This window comes from Ruegeria sp. BJ5 (assembly GCF_056537865.1).
This window is the reverse complement of record NZ_JBQFSH010000003.1, coordinates 76,205-101,773: the sequence shown is the minus strand read 5'-3', so window position 1 is coordinate 101,773 and position 25,569 is coordinate 76,205. Positions and strand designations below refer to the sequence as shown.

Genomic DNA, 25,569 nt, shown 5'->3' with positions numbered 1-25,569 from the left:
AATCTGCTGGAAAACCGGGGCGCCAATGATCCCGGTATCGAGGCAGCAGTCATGAATTTCCCCGAGCGGTTTTCGAACCTACCGGCTTATGCTTTTCCGCGTCTACGCGCCCTGCTCGACCATCACGCGCCGGGTGGCGATGTCGTGCACATGACGATTGGCGAGCCCAAGCATGACTTTCCGCCCTGGGTGACCGATGTCATCGTGGAAAACGCCGCCGGGTTCCAGACATACCCGCCGAACGAGGGGTCGGACGCGCTGCGCGGGGCCATCGCCGACTGGATCGACCGCCGCTATGGCGTGCGGATGGACCCCGAGACCAACATCATGGCGCTGAACGGCACGCGCGAGGGGTTGTACAACGTCGCCATGGCCCTGTGCCCCGAGCAGAAGAACGGCCAGCAGCCGATCGTTTTGTGCCCCAACCCGTTCTACCAAGTCTACATGGTGGCCTCGATCTCGGTCGGGGCGCAGCCGTATTTCGTGCCGGCCACCGCGGCCACCGGGCACTTGCCGGACTATGCCAGCCTGCCAGAAGATGTGCTGAACCGCACCGCCGTGGCCTATATCTGTTCGCCCGCCAACCCGCAGGGGGCCGTCGCCCCGCGCGACTACTGGGCCGAGCTGATCCGGCTGGCCGAGCAGTATGATTTCCGCATCTTCGCCGACGAGTGCTATTCTGAGATATTCCGCGATACGCCGCCCACCGGCATCCTGACCGTCGCGCAGGAGCTGGGCGCCGACCCCGAGCGGATCACGCTGTTCAACTCGCTGTCGAAACGGTCGAACTTGGCAGGGCTGCGGTCGGGGCTGATAGCGGGCGGGCCGGAAAGCATCAAGCGGGTCAAGCAGTTGCGCGCCTATGCCGGGGCGCCCTTGCCGTCGCCGTTGCAGGCCGCCGCGGCCAGGGTCTGGGCCGACGAGGCGCATGTTCAGGAAAACCGCGCGCTGTATCAGGAAAAATACGCCATCGCCGATCAGGTATTCGCGGGCGTTCAGGGTTATATGCCGCCCGAGGCGGGGTTCTTTCTTTGGCTGCCTGTCGAAGATGGCGAGCAGGCGGCATTGAAGCTGTGGCAGGAAACCGGGGTTCGGGTCCTGCCGGGCGCATATCTTTCACAAGGGGATCCGGGGCAGAACCCGGGCAAAGGCTTTATCAGGGTCGCGATGGTGGCCCCAAAAACAGAGATGCAGCGCGGGCTGATCACGCTCCGCGACTGCATCTATTCGTGAGGTACGAGGGCACATGGCATCTTACAACGCGCGCAACCGCGACCCATTGTTGGACAGCACCACCCAGGCCGCGATCGAGCGGCGCAGCAAGGAACTGATCGGGATCGCCTTGATCTTGGCCGGCCTGGCCGCCGCGGCGATGATCTGGTCCTACACGCCGGATGATCCGAACTGGATGGTCTCGACCGACGCGCCGGTGCAGAACTGGCTGGGCCGGTTCGGCGCTTCGATCGCCGCGCCGTTGTTCATGATCGTGGGCTGGGGCAGCTTTGGCATCGCGCTGGTGCTGGTCGGCTGGGGCGTGCGGTTCGCCGGCCATTTCGGCGAGGATCGCGCCGTGGCCCGCCTGATTTTCGCGCCGATCTGGATCGCCGTCCTTTCGGTCTATGCCGCGACGCTGGTGCCCGGAGCTGAATGGCGAGCGACGCACAGCTTTGGCCTGGGCGGCCTGTTCGGCGATACGGTGATGGGGGCGCTGCTGACGCTGTTGCCCATCTCGTCGCATTTCATGGTCAAGCTGATGTCGCTGGCCATGGCGGCCGGTATGCTGGCGTTGGGCGTTTTTGTTCTGGGCTTCACCAAGTCGGATGTCCGGCGCGGGTTCCGGGCTTTCCTGCTGGGTCTGGTGATGGCCTATGACATGCTGATGACCGCGCTGGGGCAGGGGGCGTCGGCCACCGCCCGGGCCACACAGGCGCGCCGGGAAAAATGGCAGGAACGCAAGGCAACCCAGGCCGCTGGCGCCGAATTTGAGGATGAACTGGCCTATGCCGATCCGGTCTTTGAAGAGCCCGAGATCGCAGCACCCAAACCCGTCAAGACGGGCCTGCTTGCGCGCATGCCCGGCCTGATCCGCCGCCCCGAGCCGATGCCCGAACCCGAACTGGTCGACCCGGAACCTGTCACCGGATATGACGAGATGCCGGGTGAGGACCGGATCCGCTCGAAGATTTCCGCGGTGATCCAGAACCGCAAGGTCGCCACCGGTGAAATCGCGCCCGAGCCCGATCCGAACCGCCCGCTGACCAAGGGGCGTGGCCGTGGCCCCGACCCGCTGATCCTGAATGCGCCGCGAGCGGGCAACCTTCCGACCGAGCCTCCACTGACTGCTGCCGGGCTTCCGCCCGAGCCGCCGTTGACCAGTCAGCCAGCGCAGCCTTATGCGGAAATTGAGACGTTCACCGAAGACCAGGTCTCAGAGTATTCGCCTTTGGACGCCGACGACGATCAGGTGTTCGAGGATGCAGAAGACCCAATCGCCGAGGCGCGTCCGGCGATGAAGATCCCGGTTGCCGAACCGCGCAAGCCAGTTGTCGCGCAGCCTGTCCGGCGCAATGTCCTGCCCTCGCGACGGGCTCAGGCCGAGGCTCAGCCCAGCCTGTCCTTCGAAGAGCGGCACACGGATTTCGAACTGCCGCCGCTCAGCCTGCTGACGAACCCGTCGGGCATCCCGCGCCATCACCTGAGCGACGAGGCGCTAGAGGAAAACGCGCGGATGCTGGAAAACGTGCTGGATGACTATGGCGTCAAGGGCGAGATCGTCAGTGTCCGCCCCGGCCCCGTCGTCACGATGTACGAGTTGGAGCCCGCGCCGGGCCTGAAGGCGAGCCGCGTGATCGGGCTGGCGGATGATATCGCCCGGTCGATGTCGGCCCTGTCGGCGCGGGTCTCGACCCTGCCCGGACGCTCAGTCATCGGCATCGAACTGCCCAACGAGAACCGCGAGATGGTGGTCCTGCGCGAAATCCTGGCAAGCCGCGATTTCGGCGACGGCACCCATGCGCTTCCGCTGGCGCTGGGCAAGGATATCGGCGGCGACTCGGTCGTGGCCAACCTGGCCAAGATGCCTCACCTGCTGATCGCCGGGACGACCGGTTCGGGCAAGTCGGTGGCAATCAACACGATGATCCTGTCGCTGCTCTACAAGCTGACACCGGATGAGTGCCGCCTGATCATGATCGACCCCAAGATGCTGGAACTTTCCGTCTATGACGGCATCCCGCACCTGCTGTCGCCGGTGGTGACCGACCCGAAAAAGGCGGTGGTCGCCCTGAAATGGGTCGTGGGCGAGATGGAGGACCGCTATCGCAAGATGTCCAAGATGGGCGTGCGCAACATCGCCGGCTACAACGGCCGGGTGAAGGACGCGCTGTCCAAGGGCGAGATGTTCAGCCGCACGGTCCAGACCGGGTTCGACGACGAAACCGGAGAGCCGATCTTCGAGACCGAGGAATTCGAACCCAAGGCCATGCCCTATATCGTCGTCATCGTCGATGAGATGGCCGACCTGATGATGGTCGCGGGCAAGGAGATCGAGGCCTGTATCCAGCGTCTGGCGCAGATGGCACGGGCCTCGGGCATCCACCTGATCATGGCCACGCAGCGGCCCTCGGTAGACGTCATCACCGGTACGATCAAGGCTAACTTCCCGACCCGGATCTCGTTCCAGGTGACGTCGAAAGTCGACAGCCGGACCATCCTGGGGGAAATGGGGGCCGAGCAGCTGCTGGGGCAGGGCGACATGCTGTATATGGCTGGCGGAGCCAAGATCACCCGCTGCCACGGGCCGTTCGTGTCCGATGAAGAGGTCGAGGAGGTGGTGAACCACCTCAAGCAGTATGGTCCGCCGGACTATGTCGGCAGCGTGCTGGATGGACCGTCCGAGGACAAGGCCGACAATATCGACGCGGTTCTGGGCCTGAATACCGGCGGCAACACCAATGGTGAGGACGCCCTGTACGATCAGGCGGTTGCCATCGTGATCAAGGATCGCAAGTGTTCAACCTCGTACATCCAGCGAAAACTTGCCATCGGCTACAACAAGGCCGCGCGGCTGGTCGAGCAGATGGAGGACGAAGGCGTTGTTTCGGCAGCAAATCACGTGGGCAAACGCGAAATCCTCGTCCCGGAACAGTAGGATATTTAATAACAAGGGCAGAGCGCATATCTGTGTGTCATGAAACAGATTGCCTTTGCCCTTGCCCTTGCTTTGACTGCCCCGGCAGCCTGGGCCGCCGACAAGCTGCCCTTGTCGCAGATCTCGAACTATCTGAACGGATTGAAGGCCGTTCAGACGACGTTTACCCAAGTCAACGATGACGGATCGCTGAGTACCGGCAAGCTGTGGCTGCAGCGCCCCGGCAAGATGCGGTTCGAATACGATCCGCCCAACAGTGCGGTCGTGCTGGCTAATGCCGGCACCGTGATGGTGTTCGACCCCAAATCAAACCAGCCGCCCGAGCAGTACCCGTTGAAGCGCACGCCGCTGTCGCTGGTTCTGGCGCGCAACGTGAACCTGTCGCAGGCCAACATGGTGGTCGGCCACACATTTGATGGCACAGCCACGGTCGTCACCGCGCAGGACCCGAAAAACCCCGAGTCCGGACGGATCGAGCTGATGTTCACGGCAAATCCGATCGAGTTGAGGAAATGGGTCATCTACGACAACGCCGGGGGTCAAACCACGGTGCTGCTGGGACCCCTCAACGAAGATGTCAGAATCGACAGTGACCTGTTTTCGAACAAGGCGCGGCGCGGGTCAGAAAACCGCTGACCCGCGGCTCTTTCAGTAGCGGCAGCTGGACAGCTGCGCCTGGTACATCTGCGCACGTGCATCCACGTCGTTGGCTACGTTCAACAGCCATGTTTTACCGTAGTGGCTGCCGCGTGCGTAACCCGCGCGACCTTCGTGATACGCCAGATATTGGTTCCGCGTGTCGCTGGTCGAGATGCCGATCTTCTGACTGCTTTTGTTCATGTACCATCCGACGAAATCTGACGCGTCACGAATGCGGTCACGCTTGGCGCGCCGCTTCCCAGTTTCGCGCTGATATTCTTCCCAGGTTCCGTCGAGGGCCTGGCTGAAGCCATAGGCGCTGCTCTGACGGCCCATCGGAATAACCCCCAGAACATATTTGTGGGGCGTCCGCGCGTCGTGACGATAGCGGCTTTCTTGGTAGATGGTTGCCATCTGGACATGAACCGGGACACCCCATTTGCGTTCGGTGCTTTTGAACGCCTTGATCATGTCCGGCCGCTCGCGCGCGATGGCGCAAGCGTCATTGAGGTTGCTGGGCGGACGCTGTGCGCCGCCCCCACAGGATGCCAAAAACAGCACCCCGAAGAGTACGAGAAGTTTTCTGCTCATGTGCCTCGTGCCTTTTTTTCTTTATTCTAGCGCAGATTGCAGGCTGAGGAAATCACAATCGTATAAGAAACTGTGCAGCAGGCCGCCGACTGTCAGGCATAGGTTCACAGACTGTTTCCGGGAATTTCAGATCAATGATTGGCAATTGCCGGCGGAAAGGTTTAGTAAGTGCCTTGGGGGCTGAAACAATGCTGAAGACACATGCAAAGTACCGCCTGGGCCAGGTGGTTCGTCACAAGAAACATCCCTTCCGAGGGGTGATTTTTGACGTGGATCCGGAATTTGCGAACACCGAGGAATGGTACGAGGCAATTCCCGAAGACAGCCGCCCGATCAAGGATCAGCCGTTCTACCATTTGCTGGCCGAGAACGATCAATCCTTCTATGTGGCTTATGTATCAGAGCAAAATCTGATTGCCGACCAGTCAGGCGAACCTGTTGATCATCCTGACATTCCCAACATGTTCGGGCCGTTTCAGGACGGCAGCTATCCGCTGCACTTCCAACTGAACTGATGCGGTGCTGACGCCGTTGCGGCGTCAGTAACCCAAAGCGCAGCCGTCCTTTCGGGGGTCGCTAGCGCCTTCCAATACTCCGCTTTGATGGATTCGGATCGCCTGTGCACCGCCCAAAGGTGTTTCCGTATCGACGACATTGTGACCCAAGTCTGACAATTGTTGCGCGATCCTGCGATCGTAGCCGGGTTCGATCTTCAAGATTGAACCGTCGGCAAAAACGCGGGGCGCGTCGACGGCGTGCTGCAGCCCCAAGTCGAAATCCAGAAGGTTGGAAACCAGGCGCGCGTGGCCCGTCGGCTGATAGGCCCCGCCCATCACGCCGAACGGCATGGCAATCTGGCCGTTTTGCTTCAGCATCGCGGGAATGATGGTGTGCATCGGGCGCTTGCCGCCGCCTAGCTCGTTCGGATGCCCCGGTTCAAGGTTGAAACCACATCCGCGGTTCTGCAGGAGAATGCCGAACTTTTCCGAGGCGATGCCCGATCCGAAGCTGTGGAAGATCGAATAGATCAGAGAAACAGCCATACGATCGCGGTCGACGACCGTGACATAAACCGTGTCCTTGTGCACCGCTTCGGTCAGCGGGGCGGCGGCGGTCATGGCGCGCCGGGGATCAATCAGCTCGGCCAGCTTTGCCGCCGTTTCCGGCGCCAGAAAATGTTCCATGCGCGACGTATGATCCGGGTCGGCGATGAACCGGTTGCGTGCATCGTAGGCCAGCTTGGTCGCCTCGGCTTCGATATGCGCCCGTTCGGCGCCCCACGGGTCCATGCCGGCAATGTCGAAATGCTTAAGGATGTTAAGAAGCAGGATCGCAGTCGCGCCTTGTCCGTTCGGCGGATGTTCAAGCAGTTCAGCGTTGCGGTAGTCACCTCCAACCGGTGAGGCTTCGATGAACTTTGTGTCGTGAAAATCGGTGGCCGAATGAATCCCGCCTCGGGAATTCAAGGCAGCCAGCATGTCATCGGCGATTTCGCCCTCGTAAAAGGCGTCACGCCCATTTCGGGCCACGCGACGCAGGACTTCTGCCTGACCCGGAGCGCGAAACATCTGACCTGTCGTTGGGGCGCGGCCGTCGATCAGATAGTGATCCCGCGCTGCGCCCTGCAGTGTTTCGGCCCCGAGCGACCAGTCATGCGCAACGCGGGGTGCAACTGGAACGCCCGTTTCGGCATAGTGAATTGCAGGTTGAAGAAGGGCCTCGATCCCCAATCGGCCCTCGGCTTCTGACAGGTGGCAGAATGCGTCGACGGCGCCGGGGATTGTCACCGCTTCGGGGCCGTCAAGTGGCACCGTAGCCAACCCACGAGCCCGCAGATCTTCGGCCGAGGCTGCAGCGGGCGCCCGCCCAGAGCCGTTCAGCGCGCGAACCGTCGTTTCGCCCGCGCGATTGAAAAGAACGAAACAGTCGCCACCCAGACCTGTCATCTGCGGTTCGCAGATGCCCAGAAGCACGCCCGCGGCAATGGCGGCGTCCATCGCGTTTCCCCCGCGGCCCAGAATGTCCAGCGCCACCTTTGCAGCCAGCGGATGCGAGGTTGCGCACATCCCTTCGGTCGACAAAACCTCGGAACGGCCGGGGGCATGGAAATCGCGCATGGAATGGGTCTCCTCCTGAACGGGTCGACACTAGGGTGCCGATGGCTGATGTCCAGTCATTTCAAGGAGAAGGTCCTCGGCGCCGTTCACTGGGTGGGGGCTGTGACACATGGCGCCGAGGGAAGCTATCTGAGCTACCCCTTGTTTCTGCCCATCGTTTGCGGCGCGACAATGGTCCGATCTGGGCGTTATTGTGGCCGATCCGCTTTTTTTGTGCGCTCAAACCGCAAGAATAGCAGGTTCTGGCCATTTCTGCGGTCATACCGCACCTCGTCGGCCAATGTGCGGATCAGGAACCAACCGAATCCACCTTCGGGCAGATTTGAAGTATCGGTTTCCACACTGGCAGGAATGCCATCAGGCATCTTCAAGCCGGGCAAGGGGTGCCCAGTGTCGGCGATCTGGACCTCCAGATGATCTTTGGAATCCAGCATGGAAACCCGGACCATTCCGGGCGCGCGCTCTGCGTAAGCGTGCTCGACAACATTGTTGATCGCCTCGGCCAACACGATTTTGATGTCCGCAGTCTTTTGCCCCGGCAAACCGAAATTTGACAGCCCCGCGTGCAGCGAAGCGATGGCGCGGCTGGCCTCGGCTTCGACGGCAGGGAACGCCACTTCGAGTCGGCCGTCTTCGCAGTTGACTGTCACGCCATTTGCCCCCTGGCGCTTCACTCCAATTCGGAGGCCAGCGCGTCATCCAAGTTGGGATGCAGTTTGAAAACCGTATCCATCCGCGTCAGCCGAAAAACCTTTGCCACGACAGGCTGCAATCCCGCCAGTTCCAGCCTGCGCCCATTTCCAATCTGCTTCATGGACGCCACGATCGCGCCCAATCCACTGGAGTCTATGAACTCGACCGCAGACAGGTCCAGGATGATCCGACCGGTGCCATCTGCGGTTTGGGTCCGCATGTCTTCCTTGAACTGTATCGCCATGGCGGCGTCGATGCGGGCGGCGTCGACTGTGATGATCTGCGTCTCGCCTGTCGTTTTGCTGCTCAGTGTCACGTGACTACCCTCGGATTCCGTCGATCGATCGTAGAAATACGCTAGACGGCGTTTCTTACCATTCGGTATCCAAGCACTCGACAAAAAGGAGGAGTCGTCACATGAAAGAGGTTGTGATCGCTGGTGCGGCCCGGACGCCGATGGGCGGGTTTCAAGGAGTGTTCGACGGCGTGCCTGCGGCGGAACTGGGTGGCGTCGCCATTCGTGCGGCGCTTGAAAACGCCAAGACGCAGACGGTCGACGAGGTTTTGATGGGCTGCGTTCTGCCCGCCGGTCAGGGGCAGGCTCCGGCGCGGCAGGCAGGGTTTGCGGCAGGTCTGGGTGAAGAGGTGCCTGCGACCACACTGAACAAGATGTGCGGGTCGGGCATGAAGGCGGCGATGATGGCGTTCGATCAGATCGCGCTTGGCCATGCAGACTTGATGGTTGCGGGTGGAATGGAAAGCATGACGAATGCGCCCTACTTGCTGCCCAAGATGCGCGGCGGGGCTCGTATCGGTCACGGCCAGGTGGTGGATCACATGTTCCTGGACGGGTTGGAAGATGCCTATGACAAGGGCCGCCTGATGGGCACTTTTGCCGAAGATTGCGCCGAGGCTTATCAATTCACCCGAGAGGCGCAGGACGAATACGCGTTGAAGTCGCTGTCGAATGCGCTCGAAGCGCAGGCCAGCGGAGCCTTCTCGGACGAGATCGCAGCCGTCACGGTCCGAAGCCGCAAAGGTGAGATCATCCAGGATTCGGATGAGCAGCCCAAATCGGCGCGGCCGGAAAAGATACCGACGCTGAAGCCGGCATTCCGCAAGGATGGAACGGTGACGGCGGCCAATTCCTCGTCAATCTCGGATGGCGCGGCGGCGCTGGTTCTTGCCGCGGCTGACACGGCCGAGGCGCGCGGCCTGAATGTCCGTGCCCGCATCCTGGGCCACGCGAGCCACGCCCAGGCGCCAGGCCTTTTCACGACGGCTCCGGTCCCGGCCGCGCAGAAGCTGCTGGAACGGATCGGTTGGAGCAAGGACGACGTGGACCTGTGGGAAGTGAACGAGGCTTTTGCCGTTGTTCCGATGGCCTTCATGCACGAAATGGGCCTGCCGCGCGACAAGGTCAACGTCAACGGAGGCGCCTGCGCCCTCGGTCATCCGATCGGTGCCTCAGGTGCACGTATCATGGTGACGCTTCTAAATGCACTCGAGAAGCGTGGCCTGAGGCGCGGAGTGGCCGCGATCTGCATCGGAGGCGGCGAGGGCACCGCAATCGCGATCGAGCGGGTTTGACGCTTTGGCATTTTGCCATTAGCTGAGCCGGGCCGCAGAGGTTGCGGCCCGGTTGCACATTGGAAATGACCCCATGAAAGCTGACTACGCGCTCTTGTCCAAAACCATCCAAGCCCTGACGGAAGGTGAAACTGATCAGGTCGCTCTGATGGCCACCGTCGCCTGCGAAGTGCATCACAGCGACGACCGCTTTGACTGGACAGGGTTTTACCGTGTGACCGAGCCGGAGTTGTTGAAGATCGGACCCTATCAAGGCGGGCACGGCTGTTTGGTCATTCCGTTCTCGCGCGGGGTCTGCGGGGCAGCGGCGCGCACCGGAGAGGTTCAGCTGGTCCCGGATGTGGATGCGTTTGCGGGACACATTGCCTGCGCCTCGTCGACCCGGTCCGAACTGGTTCTGCCGGTGCGGGACTCTGCGGGGCATGTCATCGGGGTCTTTGATATCGACAGCGATCAGCCCGATGCGTTCGAACAAGCCGATGCCGATGGGCTGTCGCATATCCTCGCGCAGGTTTTCGGGCGTCAGTAGAACCTTTATTCCGGTTCGATTCCCGAGGCTTTGAGCTGAGAGTCCGGCTCCACGTGAATGATGGTCCGGGCCTCGGGCAGCTTTTCGGCGATTGCATCTTCGATCGCGTCACAGATGTCGTGGGCGTCACCGACTGTCATGTTGCGATCGACGACCAGATGAAATTCGATGAACACGGCTTTGCCGGCCCGTCGGGTGCGCAGATCGTGGATCTGCAAGGCTCCCTGAGACGAGTTCCGAACGGCGGCCTCGATGATGTCCGTGTCCTCGGTGTGGGCCGCTGAATCCATCAGATCTCCGGCCGAATGGAAAATGACCTTCCAGCCTTCGCGCAGAATATTTGCGGCCACCAGAATGGCCAGCAGCGGGTCCAGAACGGCCCAGCCTGTCAGCAATACGAGGATCAGTCCCAACAAGACCCCGGCCGAGGTCCAGACATCGGTCATCAGGTGGCGCCCATTGGCCGTCATGGCCGGCGAGCGCCGTTTCTGACCCGCCGAGATCAGCACGCGTGCCCAGACCAGGTTCAGAACCATGGCCGCGGCGTTCACGGCCAGCCCGATCGGCCCGAGCTGGTCGAGGTGAGGGGCGAACAAGGCGCCCCAGGCTTCCTGAATGATCAGGATTGCGGCGAGAACGATCAGGGTCCCCTCGGCGATGGCCGAGAAGTTCTCGGCCTTGTGATGCCCGAAAGGGTGATTGCTGTCGGCAGGACGCTCTGCCATCCGAATGGCAAACCACGCCAGCAGCGCGCCAACCACGTTGACTAAAGACTCCATTGCGTCGGAATACAGAGCGACCGACCCGGTCAAATGCCATGCCAGGACCTTGAGCAGCAGCACCAGCAGGGACACCGCCACTGACCCGATGGCCAGCGCCTGGGACGAAGTTCTGTCAATCATGTGCAACCATTGCCCGATCGCACTGCCAATTGCCAGTTTCAAACAGAACTGTAGGTGAGGAACAGGTAGATCGCGCCCGCCTGCAGAGCCGCAATGGCACACAGCAGAGTCGTCAGCCGCTTTTTTCGGGTCTTGTGCCCGAATATCCAGCGACCCAACAAAGCTGCGGGGCTGCCGCCCAACAGCGCCAGTCGCAAAAGCCACTTCTCCGGGACACGCCGCCTGCGTCGGATCGCCCGCAGCTTGTCCCAGCCGAACACCAGCAAAGTCAACGCGTTGATGGCCCAGAAATACAGAATGACGATCCACATTCCGCAGCCATAGCGTGGAAGGATCGGGACCGGTAGTGAAAAATATCTTGGAATTTTCACCGATTCGGGACATCGTGAAAAATGTGACGTAAATTTCATGACTCGGAGGGGAAAGCGTGAACGATCAGGCCCATATCGCTGCGACGCTGGGGGCGGACATTCGCGCGCTGCGCAAGGCGCGCGGGTTGACGCTGACCGATATCGCTTCGCGGTTGGACCGGTCGGTGGGCTGGCTTAGCCAGGTCGAGCGCGATTTGTCTGCTCCGTCGATATCGGATCTGCGCCTGATCGCGGAATGCCTGGGCGTGCCAATGTCGATGCTGTTCGCCCACACCGGCGTTCTGGCCGAGGAACAGGGCTATGTGGTGCGCGCCGGTTCGCGCCGGCCGATGGGGTCGGGCGAGGAAGGGCTGATCGAGGAATTGCTGTCACCTGACCTGACCGATGATTTCGAGATGGTGCATTCCACCTTTGAGCCCCATTCCCGGATGCAGACCCCGGCCAACCGTCCGACGCAAGAGGTTGGATACATGATCTCGGGCCGTCTCGACCTGACGATCGGAGGCCGAAATTTCACCGTCGGCGTCGGGGACAGCTTTCGGATCAAGCACGAACCCTACCAATGGGCAAACCCTTACGACGAGCCCGCCGTGGCCGTCTGGGTGATCGCTCCGCCGGTGTACTGATGAGCTTTGAGGCCTGGACCATATTCGCGATGTTCTGGGTGGTGTTCGTGACCACGCCGGGTCCGAATGCGGTGAATTGCATCTCGAACGGGATGAGCCTGCCATTTCCCAAGGCGATGCTTGGGGTTCTGGCGATCCTGACCCAGGCCAGCGCCTTTCTGATCCTGTCGGCTCTGGGGGTGACAGCCCTGATCGCGGCCTCGCCAACCGGGTTTTTTGTGGCCAAGCTGATCGGGGCGGGGTTCCTGATCTGGATGGGACTCCGGGGGTGGATGAACGCCGCGCGTCCCGCGCCGGCCAGCCAGCGCCCGGCCCGCCGTGTCTATCTCCATGCCTTGGCCGTCGCCACGATCAATCCAAAGAGCGTCGCAGGTTACCTGGCCGCGTTTTCCCAGTTCGTGCAGCTTGATGTGCCGATCTGGCAGCAAATGGCGATCATCATGCCGACGGCGCTGATCATCACGACGCTCAGCTACACCGGGTTCACACTGTTGGGTGCGGTGATGGGGCGGGCGGCACTGGGCGCCGTGTTCAACGTCTGGGTGCGCCGCGTCATGGCCACCTGTTTCATCATTTATGGCGTCCTGCTGGGAACCAGCGCGACACCTGCAGGAAAGGGATAGAGCCATGCAAAAAGGATCGTGCCTTTGCGGTTCGGTGGCCTTCACGATCAACGGAGAGCTGTCACCGCCCTCGGCCTGCCACTGCGGGCAATGCCGTCGGCAGTCAGGGCATTATTGGGCCTCGACCGCGACCCACCAGGACAACCTGACCGTGAATAGCAGCGATACTTTGGGATGGTTTCAGGCTTCGGACACGGCCCGGCGTGGTTTCTGCAAGGCATGCGGAAGCTTTCTGTTCTGGCAGCACAAGGACGAAGACACGATTTCGGTTTCGATGGGTGCACTGGACCAGCCCACTCAGTTGAAACTGGCTCGCCACATCTTCGTGGCGGACAAGGGCGACTACTACGACATCACGGATGAACTGCCCCAAAGGGCACAATGACAGGGATCTAGAAACATGAGCGATTTTCCGACCAAGGCCCGCGTGGTCATCATCGGTGGCGGCGTCGTAGGGGCGTCCTCGCTGTACCATTTGGCCAAAAAGGGCTGGACCGACTGCGTTCTGCTGGAAAAGAACGAGCTGACCGCAGGTTCGACCTGGCACGCGGCCGGCAACGTGCCGACCTTCTCGACCTCTTGGGCGATCATGAACATGCAGCGCTATTCGACCGAGCTGTATTCACGTCTTGGCGAAGAGGTCGACTACCCGATGAACTACCACGTGTCGGGATCAATCCGTCTGGCGCACAGCAAAGAGCGGATGCAGGAGTTCCAGCGGGCCATGTCGATGGGCCGCTACCAGGGAATCCCGATGGAAATGTGGACGCCGGAGCAGGCCAAGGAACGCTACCCGTTCTTGGAAACTCATGATCTTGAGGGCGTTCTGTATGACCCGACCGATGGGGACATCGACCCGGCGCAGCTGACCCAGGCGCTGGCCAAGGGCGCACGCGACATGGGGCAGAAGATCATCCGGTTCTGCCCGGCCACCGGCGTGACCCAGCATGACGACGGCACCTGGACCGTCCACACCGAAAAAGGCGACATCGACTGCGACTATGTCGTCAACGCGGCCGGCTACTACGCGCAGCGCGTGGGCGAATGGTTCAAACCCTTTGGCGGCCGCACCGTGCCCGCGATGGTCATGAGCCACCAGTACCTGCTGACCGACGAGATCCCCGAGGTCGAAGCCTGGTCCAAGGAAAACGGTGGCAAGCTGCCGCTGCTGCGCGACGTGGATATCTCCTACTACCTGCGACAGGAAAAGCACGGCTTCAACCTTGGCCCATACGAGCCCAATTGCAAGGGCCACTGGATGACCGAGGACGACCCGATGCCTGAGGATTTCAGCTTCCAGTTGTGGAACGACGATCTGGACCGGATCGAGGACATCGTCACTGACGCGATGGAGCGGGTGCCGCTGATGGCGACCTCGGGCGTGGGCCGCGTGATCAACGGGCCGATCCCCTATGCGCCCGACGGCCTGCCGCTGATCGGGCCGATGCCCGGCGTCAAGAACGCCTTCGAGGCGCATACCTTCACCTTCGGCATCGCCCAAGGCGGCGGTGCAGGCAAAGTGCTGGCCGAATGGATCGTGGATGGTGCCACCGAATGGGACATGTGGGCCGTCGATCCGCGACGCTACACCGATTACACCGATCAGGACTACTGCAACCAGAAGGGCATGGAGGTCTACGGCAACGAATACGCCATGCACTTCCCCCATCACGAATGGCCCGCCGCGCGCGACAAGAAGCTGTCGCCCGTGCATGCCAAGGTCAAGGAACTGGGCGGCGTCATGGGCGTCTACAACGGCTGGGAGCGCGCCAACTGGTTCGCGCAGCCGGGTGACGACACCTCCGAGGAAAGCACCCACACCTGGGGCCGCTCGGGTCCGTGGGAGCAGCGGATCAAGGAAGAATGCGAGGCCGTGCGCGACCATTGCGGCGTGCTCGACCTGCCGGGTTTCTCGCGCTTTGTCGTCAAGGGCGAAGGCGCGGCCGAGGCGCTGCGCGGGCTGGTCACCGGCGGCCTGCCCAAGGTGGGGCGGATCAACCTCGTCTACATCGCCGACAATCGCGGCCGCATCCTGACCGAGATGTCCTGCATGCGCCTGGGCGAGGATGAGTTCGTGATGATCACCGCCGCCACCGCGCAATGGCACGACCGCGACATCCTTGTGAACGCGATGCCCGCGGGTGTCACGGTCGAGGACGTGACCACCACCCGCGACACGCTGATCGTGACCGGTCCGAAATCGCGTGAGATCCTGTCGGGTCTGACCGATGCCGACCTCTCGCTGGGTTGGCTGACCCATCAGGCGGCCACCGTGGCCGGACAGCCCGCCCACCTGATCCGTGTGTCCTTTGCCGGTGAACTGGGCTGGGAGGTGCATGCGCTGAACGAGCACATGCCCGCGATCTATGACGCGATCCTTGCCGCCGGGGCCAAGCCGTTCGGCATGTATGCGCTGAACAGCCTGCGCATCGAAAAGGGATACCGCGCGTGGAAGGGAGATCTCAGCACCGACTACTCGCTGCTCGAAGGCGGGCTGGAGCGCTTCGTCAAGTTCGACAAGCCGCAGGATTTCCCCGGCAAGACCGCGTTGCTGGCGGAAAAGCAGCGTGGAGTGAAGAAGTCTTTCGTCACGCTGGTCGTCGAGGCCGGTGGCTGCGATGCGCCTTACATGTCCTGCATCTGGCAGGGCGACCAGATCGTGGGCGAGACCACATCGGGCGCCTGGGGCTATCGTGTCGGCAAGTCCGTCGCGCTGGGTATGATCAAGGCCGATCTGGCCAACCCGGGCACCGAGCTTGAGGTGGAAATCTACGGCGAAAAGTGTCGCGCCGTGGTACAGGAGGATCAGCCGCTGTGGGATCCCGCAAACGAGCGGCTGCGCGCCTGAAACAAGGAGGCCCATATGCGCCCGCGATATTCCAAGCAGGGACCCGGTGAGGGTCCCAACTATGACTGGGAGAATGACCATACCTTCGTGAAGGTTTCCGGTCAGGACACGGGCGGGGCCTACACCCTGATGGAAGACAACTTGAAGGCCAGCTTCGCGCTTGGCCTTCATCGCCACGACAGCCACGCCGAGACTTTCTATTTCCTCGAGGGCGCCGTGGATTTCTACGTCGACGGAGATTGGCACCTGTGCACGCCGGGCACCACCATGCATGTTCCGCCGGGTGTGCCGCATGCCTGCCGCGTCGCCGACGACAAACCGGCACGGATGCTCATGATCTTTCAACCCTCCGGGTTTGACGGTTTCCTTGCGGAACTGGCAACCATGACCCAGGCAGATTTTGAGGACGAGGCCAAGATGGCTGATCTGAATGCCCGCTACGACATCGTGCCGATGGGGCCGGTTCCACCCCATCCCGACGACCAGACCTGAGAAGCCAGCGAAATGAATGCTCCAAAGACGATGTGCGGTGTCTTTCTGACGGGTCACGGTGGCCCCGAAGTTCTGGAATGGCGCGAGGATATTCCGGTTCCGGTACCCGGGCCCGGGCAGGTTTTGGTCCGCGTGGCTGCGGCGGGCGTCAACAACACCGACATCAACACGCGGATCGGATGGTATTCCTCGGACGTCACCGGCGCGACGGACGCGGTTGACCAAGAGGTCGAAGCCGGCGGGTGGGGCGGCGCGCTGTCCTTCCCCCGCATTCAAGGCGGAGATCTTTGCGGCATAGTCGAGCAGATCGGGCCGGGTGCCGGCTTCAAACCGGGGCAACGCGTGACCTGCCCGATCAACCTGCCGCGCCCGCGCCCGGGTAACCCGACAGGCTTCATCGCGCTGGGGTCCGAGATCGACGGGGCTTTTGCGCAATACTGCCTGCTCGAGGCGGATGACCTCTATGACGTGACCGCCTCACCGCTGTCGGATGTGGAAATCGCCGCCATCCCCTGTGCGTTTGGCACGGCCGAGAACCTGTTGACCCGCGCGGGCGTGACTGCCGGGCACAAGGTGCTGATCACCGGCGCCTCGGGCGGCGTCGGGCTGGCGGCCGTGCAATTGGCAGCCCTGCGGGGAGCAACCGTGTGGGGGGTGACCAGTGCGGCCAAGGCCGAAGTGGTGCGGGCGCAGGGTGCGGCTGGTACGTTCGAGCGCGACGCGCCGCTGCCGCAGGACAGCTTTGACGTGGTGATCGACGTGGTTGGCGGCCCGGCCTTTCCCGGCCTGATCCTGGCACTGAAGCCGGGCGGCCAATATGCCGTGTCCGGGGCCATCGCCGGCCCGATCGTGCAGGCTGATCTGCGCGAAATCTACCTGCGTGACATCACGATCCACGGCTGCACCCATCAGGCTTTCGAGGTCTTCGGCCGACTGGTCGAGTTGATGAACGCGGGTCGGATCAAGCCGTTGATTTCCAAGACGTACCCGCTGCGCGAGATCGTGCAGGCGCAGACGGACTTTCAATCAAAGACCCTGCCCGGAAAGCTGGTTCTCATACCGTAAGGAGGCACCGAGATGGCAGACATCACGCTGTTGGATGGTTCGATCGGTCAAGAGCTGGTCAAACGTCGTGGCGAACAGCCAACCGCCTTGTGGTCAACCCGCGTAATGATCGACGAACCTGGGTTGGTCGGAGACATCCATCGGGATTATTTTGACCGCGGGGCAACCGTTGCGACGACAAACACCTATGCCGTCCACCGCTCTCGCCTCGTACGAGCGGGGATCGAGGACCAGCTGGAGCAACTTATTGATGCGGCTCTGACACAGGCCGAACTGGCGCGCGATGGGCGGGCGGGGCGTATCGCCGGTGCGCTGGGCCCCTTGCTGGCCACCTATCGCCCCGATCTGAACCCCGATCCCGACGAGGCCGCGCAGAAATTCTCGGAACTGGTGCGATTGATGCAGAACCGGGTGGACCTGTTTCTGATCGAAACCGTCTCGTCCGTGACCGAGGCCGAAGGCGCGCTGCGTGGAACTGAAGGCTGTGGCAAGCCGGTCTGGCTGGCCCTGTCGGTCATGGACGAGGACGGTACGCGGCTGAGGTCGGGCGAACCGTTGGGCGCGATCGCGCCACTGGTCGAACGCTTCGATCCCCAGGCGGTTCTGATCAATTGCACCCGGCCCGAGGCGGTGCCCGCGGCGCTGGAGATCCTTGCGACACTTCAAAGACCTTACGGTGCCTACGCGAATGGTTTCACCCGGATTTCCGACGGCTTCCTGAAAGACGCTCCGACAGTCGACGCGCTGGAGGCGCGCCACGATCTGGGCCCGTCGGCCTATGCCGTACATGCGATGAGTTGGGTTGACCAAGGGGCCACGATCATCGGTGGATGCTGCGAAGTGGGCCCTGAGCACATCGAAGCTTTGGCCAACGCCCTGCGCTCGGCCGGGCACAGGATCGTGTGAGTGGCGGGTATGGCGGAGAAACCGGACCCTGGAAAACCCGAAGGCGTCAGGGCGCAGTGGCATTTTGACATCATCACCGCGCCGGGCTTCGTTCTGCTGGAACTGGCGTCGGTGGTGGATGTGCTGCGTCTTGCCAATCGGGTTTGCCCGCACCCGCCGTTCACTTATGCCTATCGGTCGCTCAAGGGAGGGACCATCGTCAGTAGCAGCGGCGCCAGCATTCCGACCCAGCCCGTTACGCGCCAACCGGACGCCGACTATCTGTTCGTGATCGGCAACACCGACCCGGACCAGCCCGAGCTGTCGCTGGGCCGGGTTGTGTCCGACTATACCTATCGCGGTGCCCAAGTCTTTTTGCTGGCCGAGGCCGCCAGCCGATACATCGACGAACACGGCACGCCCGATATGGCAACACATTGGGAAAACGCGTCGATCTTCCGCGAGCGGGGTGCCCGGTTCGAGGCCAAGCTTTCGATCGCGACCGAGCAGGGCCCGGTCGTGACCTGCGCGGGGATGGGGGCCACGGCCGATATTGCTTTGGCGGTGATCGGGCGTCACATCTCGGGGCCGGCCAAGATGACAGTGGCTGACATCATGCTGCACGAACACATCCGCGACTTTTCCTCGTTGCAGCCGTTTTCGGGCGCCAAGACGACAACGACCGGGGACGCCCGGCTGGATCAGTGCATCAAGTTGATGCAGGCCAATATCGAAGATCCGTTGCCCATCAATCAACTGGTCGAAGAGCTTGGAATGTCGAACCGCTCGCTGGAGCGCAAATTCAAGACATTCTTCGGCACCACGCCGAACGGGTTCTATCGGGAGATGCGGTTGGCCAAGGCCAACAACCTGCTTTTGAATACCACTATGAGCGTGCGCGAAATCGGCCTCGCCTGCGGCTTTCCCAACGGGTTCTCGTCCGTTTACAAAAGTTTTTTCGGGATCACGCCATTCGCTCTGCGCCGCCAGAAACGCCAATCGGCGCTGCGGTGATTTTTGTGCCGCAGTTGACGTTTTTGCTGCATTTTTTGTCGCCTGTTCGTGGCACTCTGACGCCGACTCGAGATTGGAGACTTCGGAATGGTTGATCTTCCCAGCAAGGCCCGCGTGGTGATCATCGGTGGCGGTGTGATCGGATGCTCGGTGGCCTATCACCTGACCAAGAAAGGCTGGAGCGACGTTGTTCTGCTGGAGCGCAAGCAGCTGACCAGTGGCACGACCTGGCACGCGGCTGGCCTGATCGCTCAACTGCGCGCGACCGCGAACATGACCAAGCTGGCGAAATACAGCCAGGAACTCTATGGCGCGCTCGAGGAGGAAACCGGCGTCGCCACGGGCTTCAAACGCTGTGGCTCGATCACCGTGGCGCTGACGGATGAGCGCAAGGAAGAGATCTACCGCCAGGCCGCCATGGCCCGCGCCTTCGGGGTCGAGGTCGAAGAGATCTCGAACGAACGCGTGGCCGAACTGTATCCGCATCTTAATCTGGATGGGGTCAAGGGCGCGGTCTATCTGCCGCTGGACGGGCAGGGCGATCCGGCCAACATTGCGCTGGCGCTGGCCAAGGGTGCCCGTCAGCGCGGCGCAGTCGTCAAGGAACGGGTGAAGGTCACCGAGATCGCAAAGCAGGGCCGCAAAGTTACCGGCGTCGACTGGGTGGCGGATGATGGCAGCGCCTCGGGCCATATCGAGTGTGACATGGTGGTCAACTGCGCCGGCATGTGGGGGCATCAAGTGGGGCGCATGGCGGGCGTGAACGTTCCGCTGCATGCCTGCGAGCATTTCTACATCGTGACAGAGGGCATCGACGGCCTGACCCAGCTTCCGGTTCTGCGGGTGCCGGACGAATGCGCCTATTACAAGGAGGACGCCGGGAAAATCCTGCTGGGCGCCTTCGAGCCCAACGCCAAGCCCTGGGCGATGGACGGCATCCCCGACAGTTTCGAGTTCGACCAACTGCCCGAGGATTTCGACCATTTCGAACCGATCCTCGAGGCCGCCTGCAACCGCATGCCGATGCTGGCCGAGGCGGGCATCCATACCTTCTTCAACGGGCCGGAATCCTTCACTCCCGACGACGCCTATCACCTTGGCCTTGCGCCCGAGATGGACAATGTCTGGGTCGCCGCCGGGTTCAACTCGATCGGGATCCAGTCTGCGGGCGGCGCGGGAATGGCGCTGGCGGAATGGATGGACTCGGGTGAAAAACCCTTTGACCTGGGCGACGTGGACATCAGCCGGATGCAGCCATTCCAGGGCAACAAGCAGTATCTATTCGAGCGGTCCAAGGAAACGCTGGGCCTGCTCTATGCCGACCACTACCCCTATCGGCAAAAGGCCACGGCGCGCGGCGTGCGCCGGACGCCGTTCCACCACCACCTGAAAGAAAACGGGGCCGTCTTTGGCGAGCTGGCCGGCTGGGAGCGCGCGAACTGGTTCGCCAATGAGGGGCAGGAACGCGAATACCGCTACAGCTGGAGGCGCCAGAACTGGTTCGAAAACTCGGCCGCCGAACACCGTGCAGTGCGCGAGAACGTGGGCATGTATGACATGTCCTCGTTCGGAAAAATTCGGGTCGAAGGCCCCGATGCCCAGGTTTTCATGAACTATATCGGTGGCGGCGACTACGCGGTTCCAAACGGCAAGATCGTCTACACCCAATTCTTGAACCGGCATGGCGGGATCGAGGCAGACGTGACCGTGACCCGCCTTTCCGAGACCGCCTATCTGGTCGTGACCCCGGCGGCGACGCGACTGGCCGACCAGACGTGGATGATGCGTCATTCGGGCAATTTCAATGTGGTCATCACCGATGTCACGGCAGGCGAAGGCGTTCTGGCGGTGATGGGGCCCAACGCGCGGAACTTGCTTGAAAAAGTTTCGCCCAACGACTTCTCGAACGCGGCAAACCCATTCGGCACCGCGCAGGAAATCGAGATCGGAATGGGCCTGGCACGCGTTCACCGCGTGACCTATGTGGGCGAACTTGGGTGGGAGGTCTACGTGTCGTCGGATATGGCCGGCCACGTTTTTGAAACGCTGCACGAGGCCGGGCAGGACATGGGCCTGAAGCTGTGCGGCATGCACATGATGGACAGCTGCCGGATCGAAAAGGGCTTCCGTCACTTCGGCCATGACATCACCTGCGAAGATCACGTTGTGGACGCCGGTCTCGGCTTTGCCGTCAAGGTGGACAAGGGATGTGATTTCATTGGCCGAGATGCGGTGATTGCCCGCAAGGACAGCGGCCCCCACAGCCGGCTGTTGCAATTCAAGCTGACCGACCCTGAACCTCTGCTGTTCCACAACGAACCGATTATCCGAGATGGCGAATATGTGGGCTACATCAGCTCAGGAAACTATGGCCACACTTTGGGTGGCGCGATCGGCATGGGTTATGTCCCCTGCAAGGGCGAAAGCGCGGCCGACGTGCTGTCCTCGACATACGAGATTGACGTCTGCGGAGTAAAGGTCCGCGCCGAGGCGTCGCTCAAACCCATGTACGATCCGAAATCCGAACGTGTGAAGGTCTGATGGCGGGTTGGGGGCGTTGCTCCTATGCAATTGCATAGCGCCGGATGGAGGTTCTTGACGAGGCCTCCATCTGGACAAGACTTTACCGGAAAACCAAGCATAGCCGAACATGGTTCTGCCGGTCGCACACCGGACGATAGGGCCGCCGACCCATCACAATTCGTTATGAGCGTCTTCAAGCTTTTCTGAGTTTCAATGGCAAGGGACTTTGCCTAAAGACGGGGGGTATCAGCTGGAGACCATTCATGGCCGAGCGCCCGACCCAAGCCCAGAACACGGATTCGCCAAAAGGCCTTGCGCTGGCTGTTACGGCGTATGTCCTTTGGGGTTTTCTGCCGCTCTACATGAAGGCAATGGCGCATATCGGTCCCGTCGAAATCGTGGCGCATCGCATCATCTGGTCGGTGCCGGTGGCCGGGCTGTTGCTGGTCGCGCTGGGGCGAACCGGTGATCTGAAGGCGGCGCTGCGCGATCCGCGCATGTTGGGAATGGCATGCGTGACGGCGGCCCTGATTTCGGTGAACTGGGCTATCTATGTCTGGGCGATCGCCAGTGGCAACGCTCTGGACGCGGCGCTGGGGTATTATATCAACCCGCTGTTCAGCATAGCGCTGGGAGCGATCCTGCTACGCGAGTCCCTGACCCGAACACAGTTAATTGCCGTGGGGCTTGCCGCCTTGGGCGTTCTGGTTCTGGTGGTCGAGGCCGGCCGTCTGCCATGGGCGGCGCTGGGGTTGATGGTCAGCTGGGGATTTTATGCGTTCTTCAAGCGCTCGTTGCCCATCGGACCAAACCAGGGTTTCCTGCTTGAGGTTTTGATTTTGCTGGTTCCCGCGCTGGCTTATGTGACCTGGTTGGGCGTGCAGGGCACCGGGCATTTTGGAGGCGCCGCAACAGATACCATACTGTTGGCCGGGGCGGGTATCGTGACCGCCGTTCCGCTGCTGGTCTATGCCAACGGGGCCAAGCTGGTGCGACTTTCGACCATGGGCATCCTGCAGTACATCGCGCCGACCATGATATTCATCACGGCGATCACGCTGTTTGGTGAGCAGATCGACCGCGGGCGCATGATTGCCTTTCCGCTGATTTGGGCCGCACTGGTTGTCTATTCAGTGCCCATGATCCGTCAGGTGCGCGGTCAGACCTGATCGAGGATCATTCGCGCGGCCTGCTCGGCCCAAAGGCGATAGGCTTTGGGGCTTGGGTGATAGCCGTCCACAGCGGCCAGGGCCGGATCGTCGGGCAGGTGCAGCGCCAGATGCCGGGCCTTGGGGAAGCTCGCGATCACCTCTCTCAACCCCTCGTCAAGGCGCGCGGATTGCCGGCCCAGAACCCATGCCAAGGGCTGTGGCAAGGCCGGGAACCGATCCATCTGCGGGACGCCCGTCACGATCACAGTCCGCACGCCCAGATCAACGGTGAGCAAGCGCATCAACTCGGCCTGTTGCCGTTTGAACCGGCTGCAGGACACGGCTCGAGTGACGTCGTTGACGCCCAAGGCCGTAACAGCCGCGTCAAACTGGCCTTCGATCCCGCGCAGGTCTTCGATCGTGTCACCGGTCGTGTGGCCGGTCGTTGCAACAAGGCGCCACTCAACGCTGAACTGGCGGCTGAGCAGTTTCACCAACTGGCCCGACAGCGCCTGTTCCTGAGTTCCAGCCCCAACGCCCGCGGCAGAGCTGTCACCGGCGATCAGCAAGCGCAGCCTCGGCCCGCGGCCTTGCCGGCCCTCACGCGCACCGGAAGGTTCGGGCAGCCGCACGGCCCTCTGCCGAACCAGCAGAGCCTGTGCCGCCAACACCGGCAGCAGCGGAACTCTCAGAAGCTGATCGGCGGCAATGGACACGGGTGGCTCAGCTCAAAGCGTTCCGAAATTCCAGGAACCGGTGGTCTTTCATGACGCGCGCCATCATGGCCTCGCGCAGGGCGCCAACGGTCTTGTAGGGACGCATGGCGACTTCGAATGTCTGAATCAGCCCGTCATCGTTGAGCGTGATCAGGTCAACGCCAACAGCGTCCAGTTCACCCACCTTGCATTGAAACTCCAATGCCCAGTCTTTGCCATCGCCCATGATCCGGCGATAGCGAAACTCGGAAAAAACCTGTCCAACATGACCCAATACCGCCGCCACCGGGGCGCGGCCTGTCCAGGTGCTGTAGTAGGTCGGCGGAAGGAACTGCACGTCTTCGGCCAGTAATTCATGGATCAGGCTCTCGTCGCCCTTGGCGACCACTTCCTGCATTCGTTCGATCGTCGGGTGCATGTCATCTCCTCTGCCTGGCGCGAGAGTTGCCGAGAAGCCTTCTCATCGCAAGGACGACGTTGCGAGAGGCGGCACCCTGCGATAGGCAGCCCGCATGAGCGATACCTATGATCCCCCCAAAACGCCGCTGGACGTGCTGCACGAGGATGCGCAGGTGATCGTGGTGAACAAGCCGGCGGGCCTGCTGTCGGTGCCTGGCCGGGGAGAGCACCTGGCCGATTGTCTGCTGGCCCGTGTGCAGGCCGCATTCCCGCAGGCCTTGCTGGTCCACCGGTTGGACCGCGATACCTCAGGCGTCATGATCTTTGCCCAGACCCCGCACGCCCAACGATATCTGGGACAGCAATTCGAAAACCGGCAGACACGAAAAACCTACGTCGCCCGTGTGTGGGGCCGGGTGGAACCAAAGACCGGCACGGTAGACTTGCCGTTGATCGTGGATTGGCCCAACAGGCCGCGCCAGATGGTGTGCCACGAAACCGGAAAGCCGGCAGTCACGGATTGGCGGGTCGTCCGGTACGACGGGGACACCACCCGCGTTCGCCTATTTCCAAAAACCGGTCGCTCGCACCAGTTGCGGGTCCATATGCAAGCACTGGGCCATCCGATCCTGGGCGACCCGTTCTATGCCGAAGGACCGGCGCGCGATTTCCCCAGGCTGATGCTTCATTCCGAGGAATTGCGCGTCAAACACCCCGAGGATGGCATATCGATGAAATTTCGCGCTCTGCCGGATTTCTGAGCGCCTTGGGGGCGGCGGGTATTCGCCGATCTCACGTTTTTGTCGCTTGAGCCTGTTTGTGTCAGGCGTGCTATAATCACGTCAAACACGTAACCCGGAAAAACGGGTGCAGGAGCAGAAGGTGAACCCATGAAAATTTCCAGATTCTTGCTGCCGGTCGGGCTGAGCGCCGCATTTGTGCTGGGGGCCTGTACCGACCCCGGTACGTTGCGGGTTCAGGACGACCCGAACCAGAACGCCAAGCAGGGAGCGTTGCTGGGCGGTCTGATTGGCGCCGGTGTTGGCGCCATCGCCAATGACTCGAACCCTGGGCTGGGTGCCGTTGCCGGTGCGGCCATCGGTGCTGCCGGCGGCGGGTTGATCGGCAACCAGTTGGACCGGCAGGCAGCCGAACTGCGTCAGCAACTGGCCAATGACGGTATCACGATCGTCAACGCCGGAGACCGGCTGATCGTCACGGTTCCGAATGACATCACCTTCGATACCGACAGCGCCACGGTCCGGCCTGCGCTGAGAGCGGATCTGGTCCGCGTGGGGCAAAACCTGGTGAACTATCCCAACTCGAACGTACAGATCATCGGGCACACCGACAGCGATGGTGAAGCCGGCTACAATCAGATCCTGTCCGAACGCCGCGCCAACGCGGTGGCGGATGTTCTGCAGGCCAATGGCGTCAGCTATGCGCGTATCGCCACGATCGGCCGTGGTGAAAACCAACCGATCGCCTCGAACCTGACGCCCGAGGGCAAGGCGCAGAACCGCCGGGTCGAGATCGTGATCGTGCCAAGCGGCAACGCCTGAGCCGATCAACAGCCAACCGCCGGGGGCCGCGGCGAGCGGCCCCTTTCTTTTTGCACATTGACTGCGCGTCAGGCGGGCTATGG

General features: G+C 61.9%; 26 protein-coding genes. 18 read left to right on the top strand and 8 right to left on the bottom strand.

The features are described from left to right. Positions 1-51: 51 nt before the first annotated feature. Genes ACR0NY_RS11155 through ACR0NY_RS11145 form a run of 3 tightly spaced genes read left to right on the top strand, consistent with a single transcriptional unit; the run spans position 52 to position 4,786 of the window. On the top strand, positions 52-1,233 hold the full coding sequence (locus ACR0NY_RS11155; RefSeq protein WP_170369194.1) for an aminotransferase class I/II-fold pyridoxal phosphate-dependent enzyme: 1,182 nt from the start codon (positions 52-54) through the stop codon (positions 1,231-1,233). Positions 1,234-1,246: 13 nt separating this feature from the next. Beyond that, the gene (locus ACR0NY_RS11150; protein ID WP_170369195.1) at positions 1,247-4,150 is read left to right on the top strand and encodes a DNA translocase FtsK; all 2,904 of its coding nucleotides are present in this window, start codon (positions 1,247-1,249) and stop codon (positions 4,148-4,150) included. Positions 4,151-4,189: 39 nt separating this feature from the next. Further along, positions 4,190-4,786: a LolA family protein gene (locus ACR0NY_RS11145; protein ID WP_170341318.1), complete on the top strand. Its 597-nt coding sequence runs from the start codon at positions 4,190-4,192 to the stop codon at positions 4,784-4,786. Positions 4,787-4,798: 12 nt separating this feature from the next. Here the strand turns inward: ACR0NY_RS11145 and ACR0NY_RS11140 are convergent, their stop codons facing one another. Next, complete coding sequence (locus tag ACR0NY_RS11140) at positions 4,799-5,380, bottom strand: transglycosylase SLT domain-containing protein (protein ID WP_093964271.1); 582 nt, start codon at positions 5,378-5,380, stop codon at positions 4,799-4,801. Between the two features lie 188 nt (positions 5,381-5,568). Here ACR0NY_RS11140 and hspQ point away from each other — a divergent pair, with 188 nt between their 5' ends. Further along, entirely contained in the window at positions 5,569-5,895 is a 327-nt protein-coding gene (gene hspQ / locus ACR0NY_RS11135) for a heat shock protein HspQ (protein ID WP_170341320.1), read from the top strand. Positions 5,896-5,919: 24 nt separating this feature from the next. Here hspQ and ACR0NY_RS11130 read toward each other — a convergent pair whose 3' ends face one another. From ACR0NY_RS11130 to ACR0NY_RS11120, 3 genes are all read right to left on the bottom strand, one after another. Beyond that, the gene (locus tag ACR0NY_RS11130; protein WP_170341322.1) at positions 5,920-7,497 is read right to left on the bottom strand and encodes a gamma-glutamyltransferase family protein; all 1,578 of its coding nucleotides are present in this window, start codon (positions 7,495-7,497) and stop codon (positions 5,920-5,922) included. A gap of 188 nt (positions 7,498-7,685) precedes the next feature. Then, a complete protein-coding gene (locus ACR0NY_RS11125; protein ID WP_170369196.1) occupies positions 7,686-8,147 on the bottom strand; it encodes an ATP-binding protein in 462 nt (153 codons plus the stop codon). A gap of 20 nt (positions 8,148-8,167) precedes the next feature. Further along, complete coding sequence (locus ACR0NY_RS11120; RefSeq protein ID WP_170369197.1) at positions 8,168-8,506, bottom strand: STAS domain-containing protein; 339 nt, start codon at positions 8,504-8,506, stop codon at positions 8,168-8,170. Positions 8,507-8,607: 101 nt separating this feature from the next. On the opposite strand from ACR0NY_RS11120, the gene ACR0NY_RS11115 reads away from it, so the two are divergent. Both ACR0NY_RS11115 and ACR0NY_RS11110 read left to right on the top strand, forming a co-directional pair. Continuing rightward, positions 8,608-9,780 carry an acetyl-CoA C-acyltransferase gene (locus ACR0NY_RS11115; RefSeq protein WP_170369198.1) on the top strand — a complete coding sequence of 391 codons (1,173 nt, stop codon included), beginning with the start codon at positions 8,608-8,610 and terminating at the stop codon, positions 9,778-9,780. Between the two features lie 73 nt (positions 9,781-9,853). Then, entirely contained in the window at positions 9,854-10,309 is a 456-nt protein-coding gene (locus tag ACR0NY_RS11110) for a GAF domain-containing protein (protein WP_170369199.1), read from the top strand. Positions 10,310-10,314: 5 nt separating this feature from the next. On the opposite strand, the gene ACR0NY_RS11105 is transcribed toward ACR0NY_RS11110, so the two are convergent. Both ACR0NY_RS11105 and ACR0NY_RS11100 read right to left on the bottom strand, forming a co-directional pair. Then, positions 10,315-11,211: a cation diffusion facilitator family transporter gene (locus ACR0NY_RS11105; protein WP_170341329.1), complete on the bottom strand. Its 897-nt coding sequence runs from the start codon at positions 11,209-11,211 to the stop codon at positions 10,315-10,317. A gap of 38 nt (positions 11,212-11,249) precedes the next feature. Further along, positions 11,250-11,522 (bottom strand): DUF1294 domain-containing protein, encoded by a 273-nt coding sequence (locus ACR0NY_RS11100; RefSeq protein ID WP_170369200.1) that lies wholly within the window; start codon positions 11,520-11,522, stop codon positions 11,250-11,252. 116 nt (positions 11,523-11,638) lie between these two features. Between ACR0NY_RS11100 and ACR0NY_RS11095 the strand changes: the two genes are divergently transcribed. The 10 genes from ACR0NY_RS11095 to rarD all read left to right on the top strand — a co-directional run bounded on the left by ACR0NY_RS11095 (position 11,639) and on the right by rarD (position 22,827). After that, positions 11,639-12,208: a helix-turn-helix domain-containing protein gene (locus ACR0NY_RS11095; protein ID WP_093964278.1), complete on the top strand. Its 570-nt coding sequence runs from the start codon at positions 11,639-11,641 to the stop codon at positions 12,206-12,208. After that, positions 12,208-12,831: a LysE family translocator gene (locus ACR0NY_RS11090; RefSeq protein WP_170369201.1), complete on the top strand. Its 624-nt coding sequence runs from the start codon at positions 12,208-12,210 to the stop codon at positions 12,829-12,831. The genes ACR0NY_RS11095 and ACR0NY_RS11090 overlap by 1 nt, the downstream gene beginning before the upstream one ends. 4 nt (positions 12,832-12,835) lie before the next feature. Next, a complete protein-coding gene (locus ACR0NY_RS11085) occupies positions 12,836-13,216 on the top strand; it encodes a GFA family protein (protein WP_170369202.1) in 381 nt (126 codons plus the stop codon). 15 nt (positions 13,217-13,231) lie between these two features. After that, positions 13,232-15,679, top strand: coding sequence for a GcvT family protein (locus tag ACR0NY_RS11080; protein ID WP_170369203.1), 2,448 nt, complete (start codon positions 13,232-13,234; stop codon positions 15,677-15,679). Positions 15,680-15,694: 15 nt separating this feature from the next. Continuing rightward, entirely contained in the window at positions 15,695-16,171 is a 477-nt protein-coding gene (locus ACR0NY_RS11075; RefSeq protein WP_170369204.1) for a cupin domain-containing protein, read from the top strand. A 12-nt stretch (positions 16,172-16,183) separates the two neighbouring features. Beyond that, positions 16,184-17,236 (top strand): alcohol dehydrogenase family protein, encoded by a 1,053-nt coding sequence (locus ACR0NY_RS11070; protein WP_170341339.1) that lies wholly within the window; start codon positions 16,184-16,186, stop codon positions 17,234-17,236. A 12-nt stretch (positions 17,237-17,248) separates the two neighbouring features. Beyond that, the gene (locus tag ACR0NY_RS11065) at positions 17,249-18,142 is read left to right on the top strand and encodes a homocysteine S-methyltransferase family protein (RefSeq protein WP_170341341.1); all 894 of its coding nucleotides are present in this window, start codon (positions 17,249-17,251) and stop codon (positions 18,140-18,142) included. A 9-nt stretch (positions 18,143-18,151) separates the two neighbouring features. Next, positions 18,152-19,135: a GlxA family transcriptional regulator gene (locus ACR0NY_RS11060; protein ID WP_170341343.1), complete on the top strand. Its 984-nt coding sequence runs from the start codon at positions 18,152-18,154 to the stop codon at positions 19,133-19,135. An 87-nt stretch (positions 19,136-19,222) separates the two neighbouring features. Further along, complete coding sequence (locus ACR0NY_RS11055; RefSeq protein ID WP_170369205.1) at positions 19,223-21,676, top strand: GcvT family protein; 2,454 nt, start codon at positions 19,223-19,225, stop codon at positions 21,674-21,676. A gap of 245 nt (positions 21,677-21,921) precedes the next feature. Beyond that, the gene (gene rarD, locus ACR0NY_RS11050; RefSeq protein ID WP_170369206.1) at positions 21,922-22,827 is read left to right on the top strand and encodes an EamA family transporter RarD; all 906 of its coding nucleotides are present in this window, start codon (positions 21,922-21,924) and stop codon (positions 22,825-22,827) included. On the opposite strand, the gene ACR0NY_RS11045 is transcribed toward rarD, so the two are convergent. Together ACR0NY_RS11045 and ACR0NY_RS11040 are read right to left on the bottom strand one after the other, a co-directional pair. Further along, complete coding sequence (locus tag ACR0NY_RS11045; protein WP_367646356.1) at positions 22,818-23,525, bottom strand: SGNH/GDSL hydrolase family protein; 708 nt, start codon at positions 23,523-23,525, stop codon at positions 22,818-22,820. The two genes, rarD and ACR0NY_RS11045, sit on opposite strands and share 10 nt — an antisense overlap. 7 nt (positions 23,526-23,532) lie before the next feature. Continuing rightward, positions 23,533-23,943: a nuclear transport factor 2 family protein gene (locus ACR0NY_RS11040; protein ID WP_170341350.1), complete on the bottom strand. Its 411-nt coding sequence runs from the start codon at positions 23,941-23,943 to the stop codon at positions 23,533-23,535. A gap of 94 nt (positions 23,944-24,037) precedes the next feature. Here ACR0NY_RS11040 and ACR0NY_RS11035 point away from each other — a divergent pair, with 94 nt between their 5' ends. Both ACR0NY_RS11035 and ACR0NY_RS11030 read left to right on the top strand, forming a co-directional pair. Beyond that, entirely contained in the window at positions 24,038-24,685 is a 648-nt protein-coding gene (locus tag ACR0NY_RS11035; RefSeq protein WP_170341351.1) for an RluA family pseudouridine synthase, read from the top strand. A 129-nt stretch (positions 24,686-24,814) separates the two neighbouring features. Continuing rightward, complete coding sequence (locus tag ACR0NY_RS11030) at positions 24,815-25,486, top strand: YiaD family glycine zipper/OmpA-like lipoprotein (protein WP_170341353.1); 672 nt, start codon at positions 24,815-24,817, stop codon at positions 25,484-25,486. The last annotated feature ends 83 nt before the right edge of the window (positions 25,487-25,569 follow it).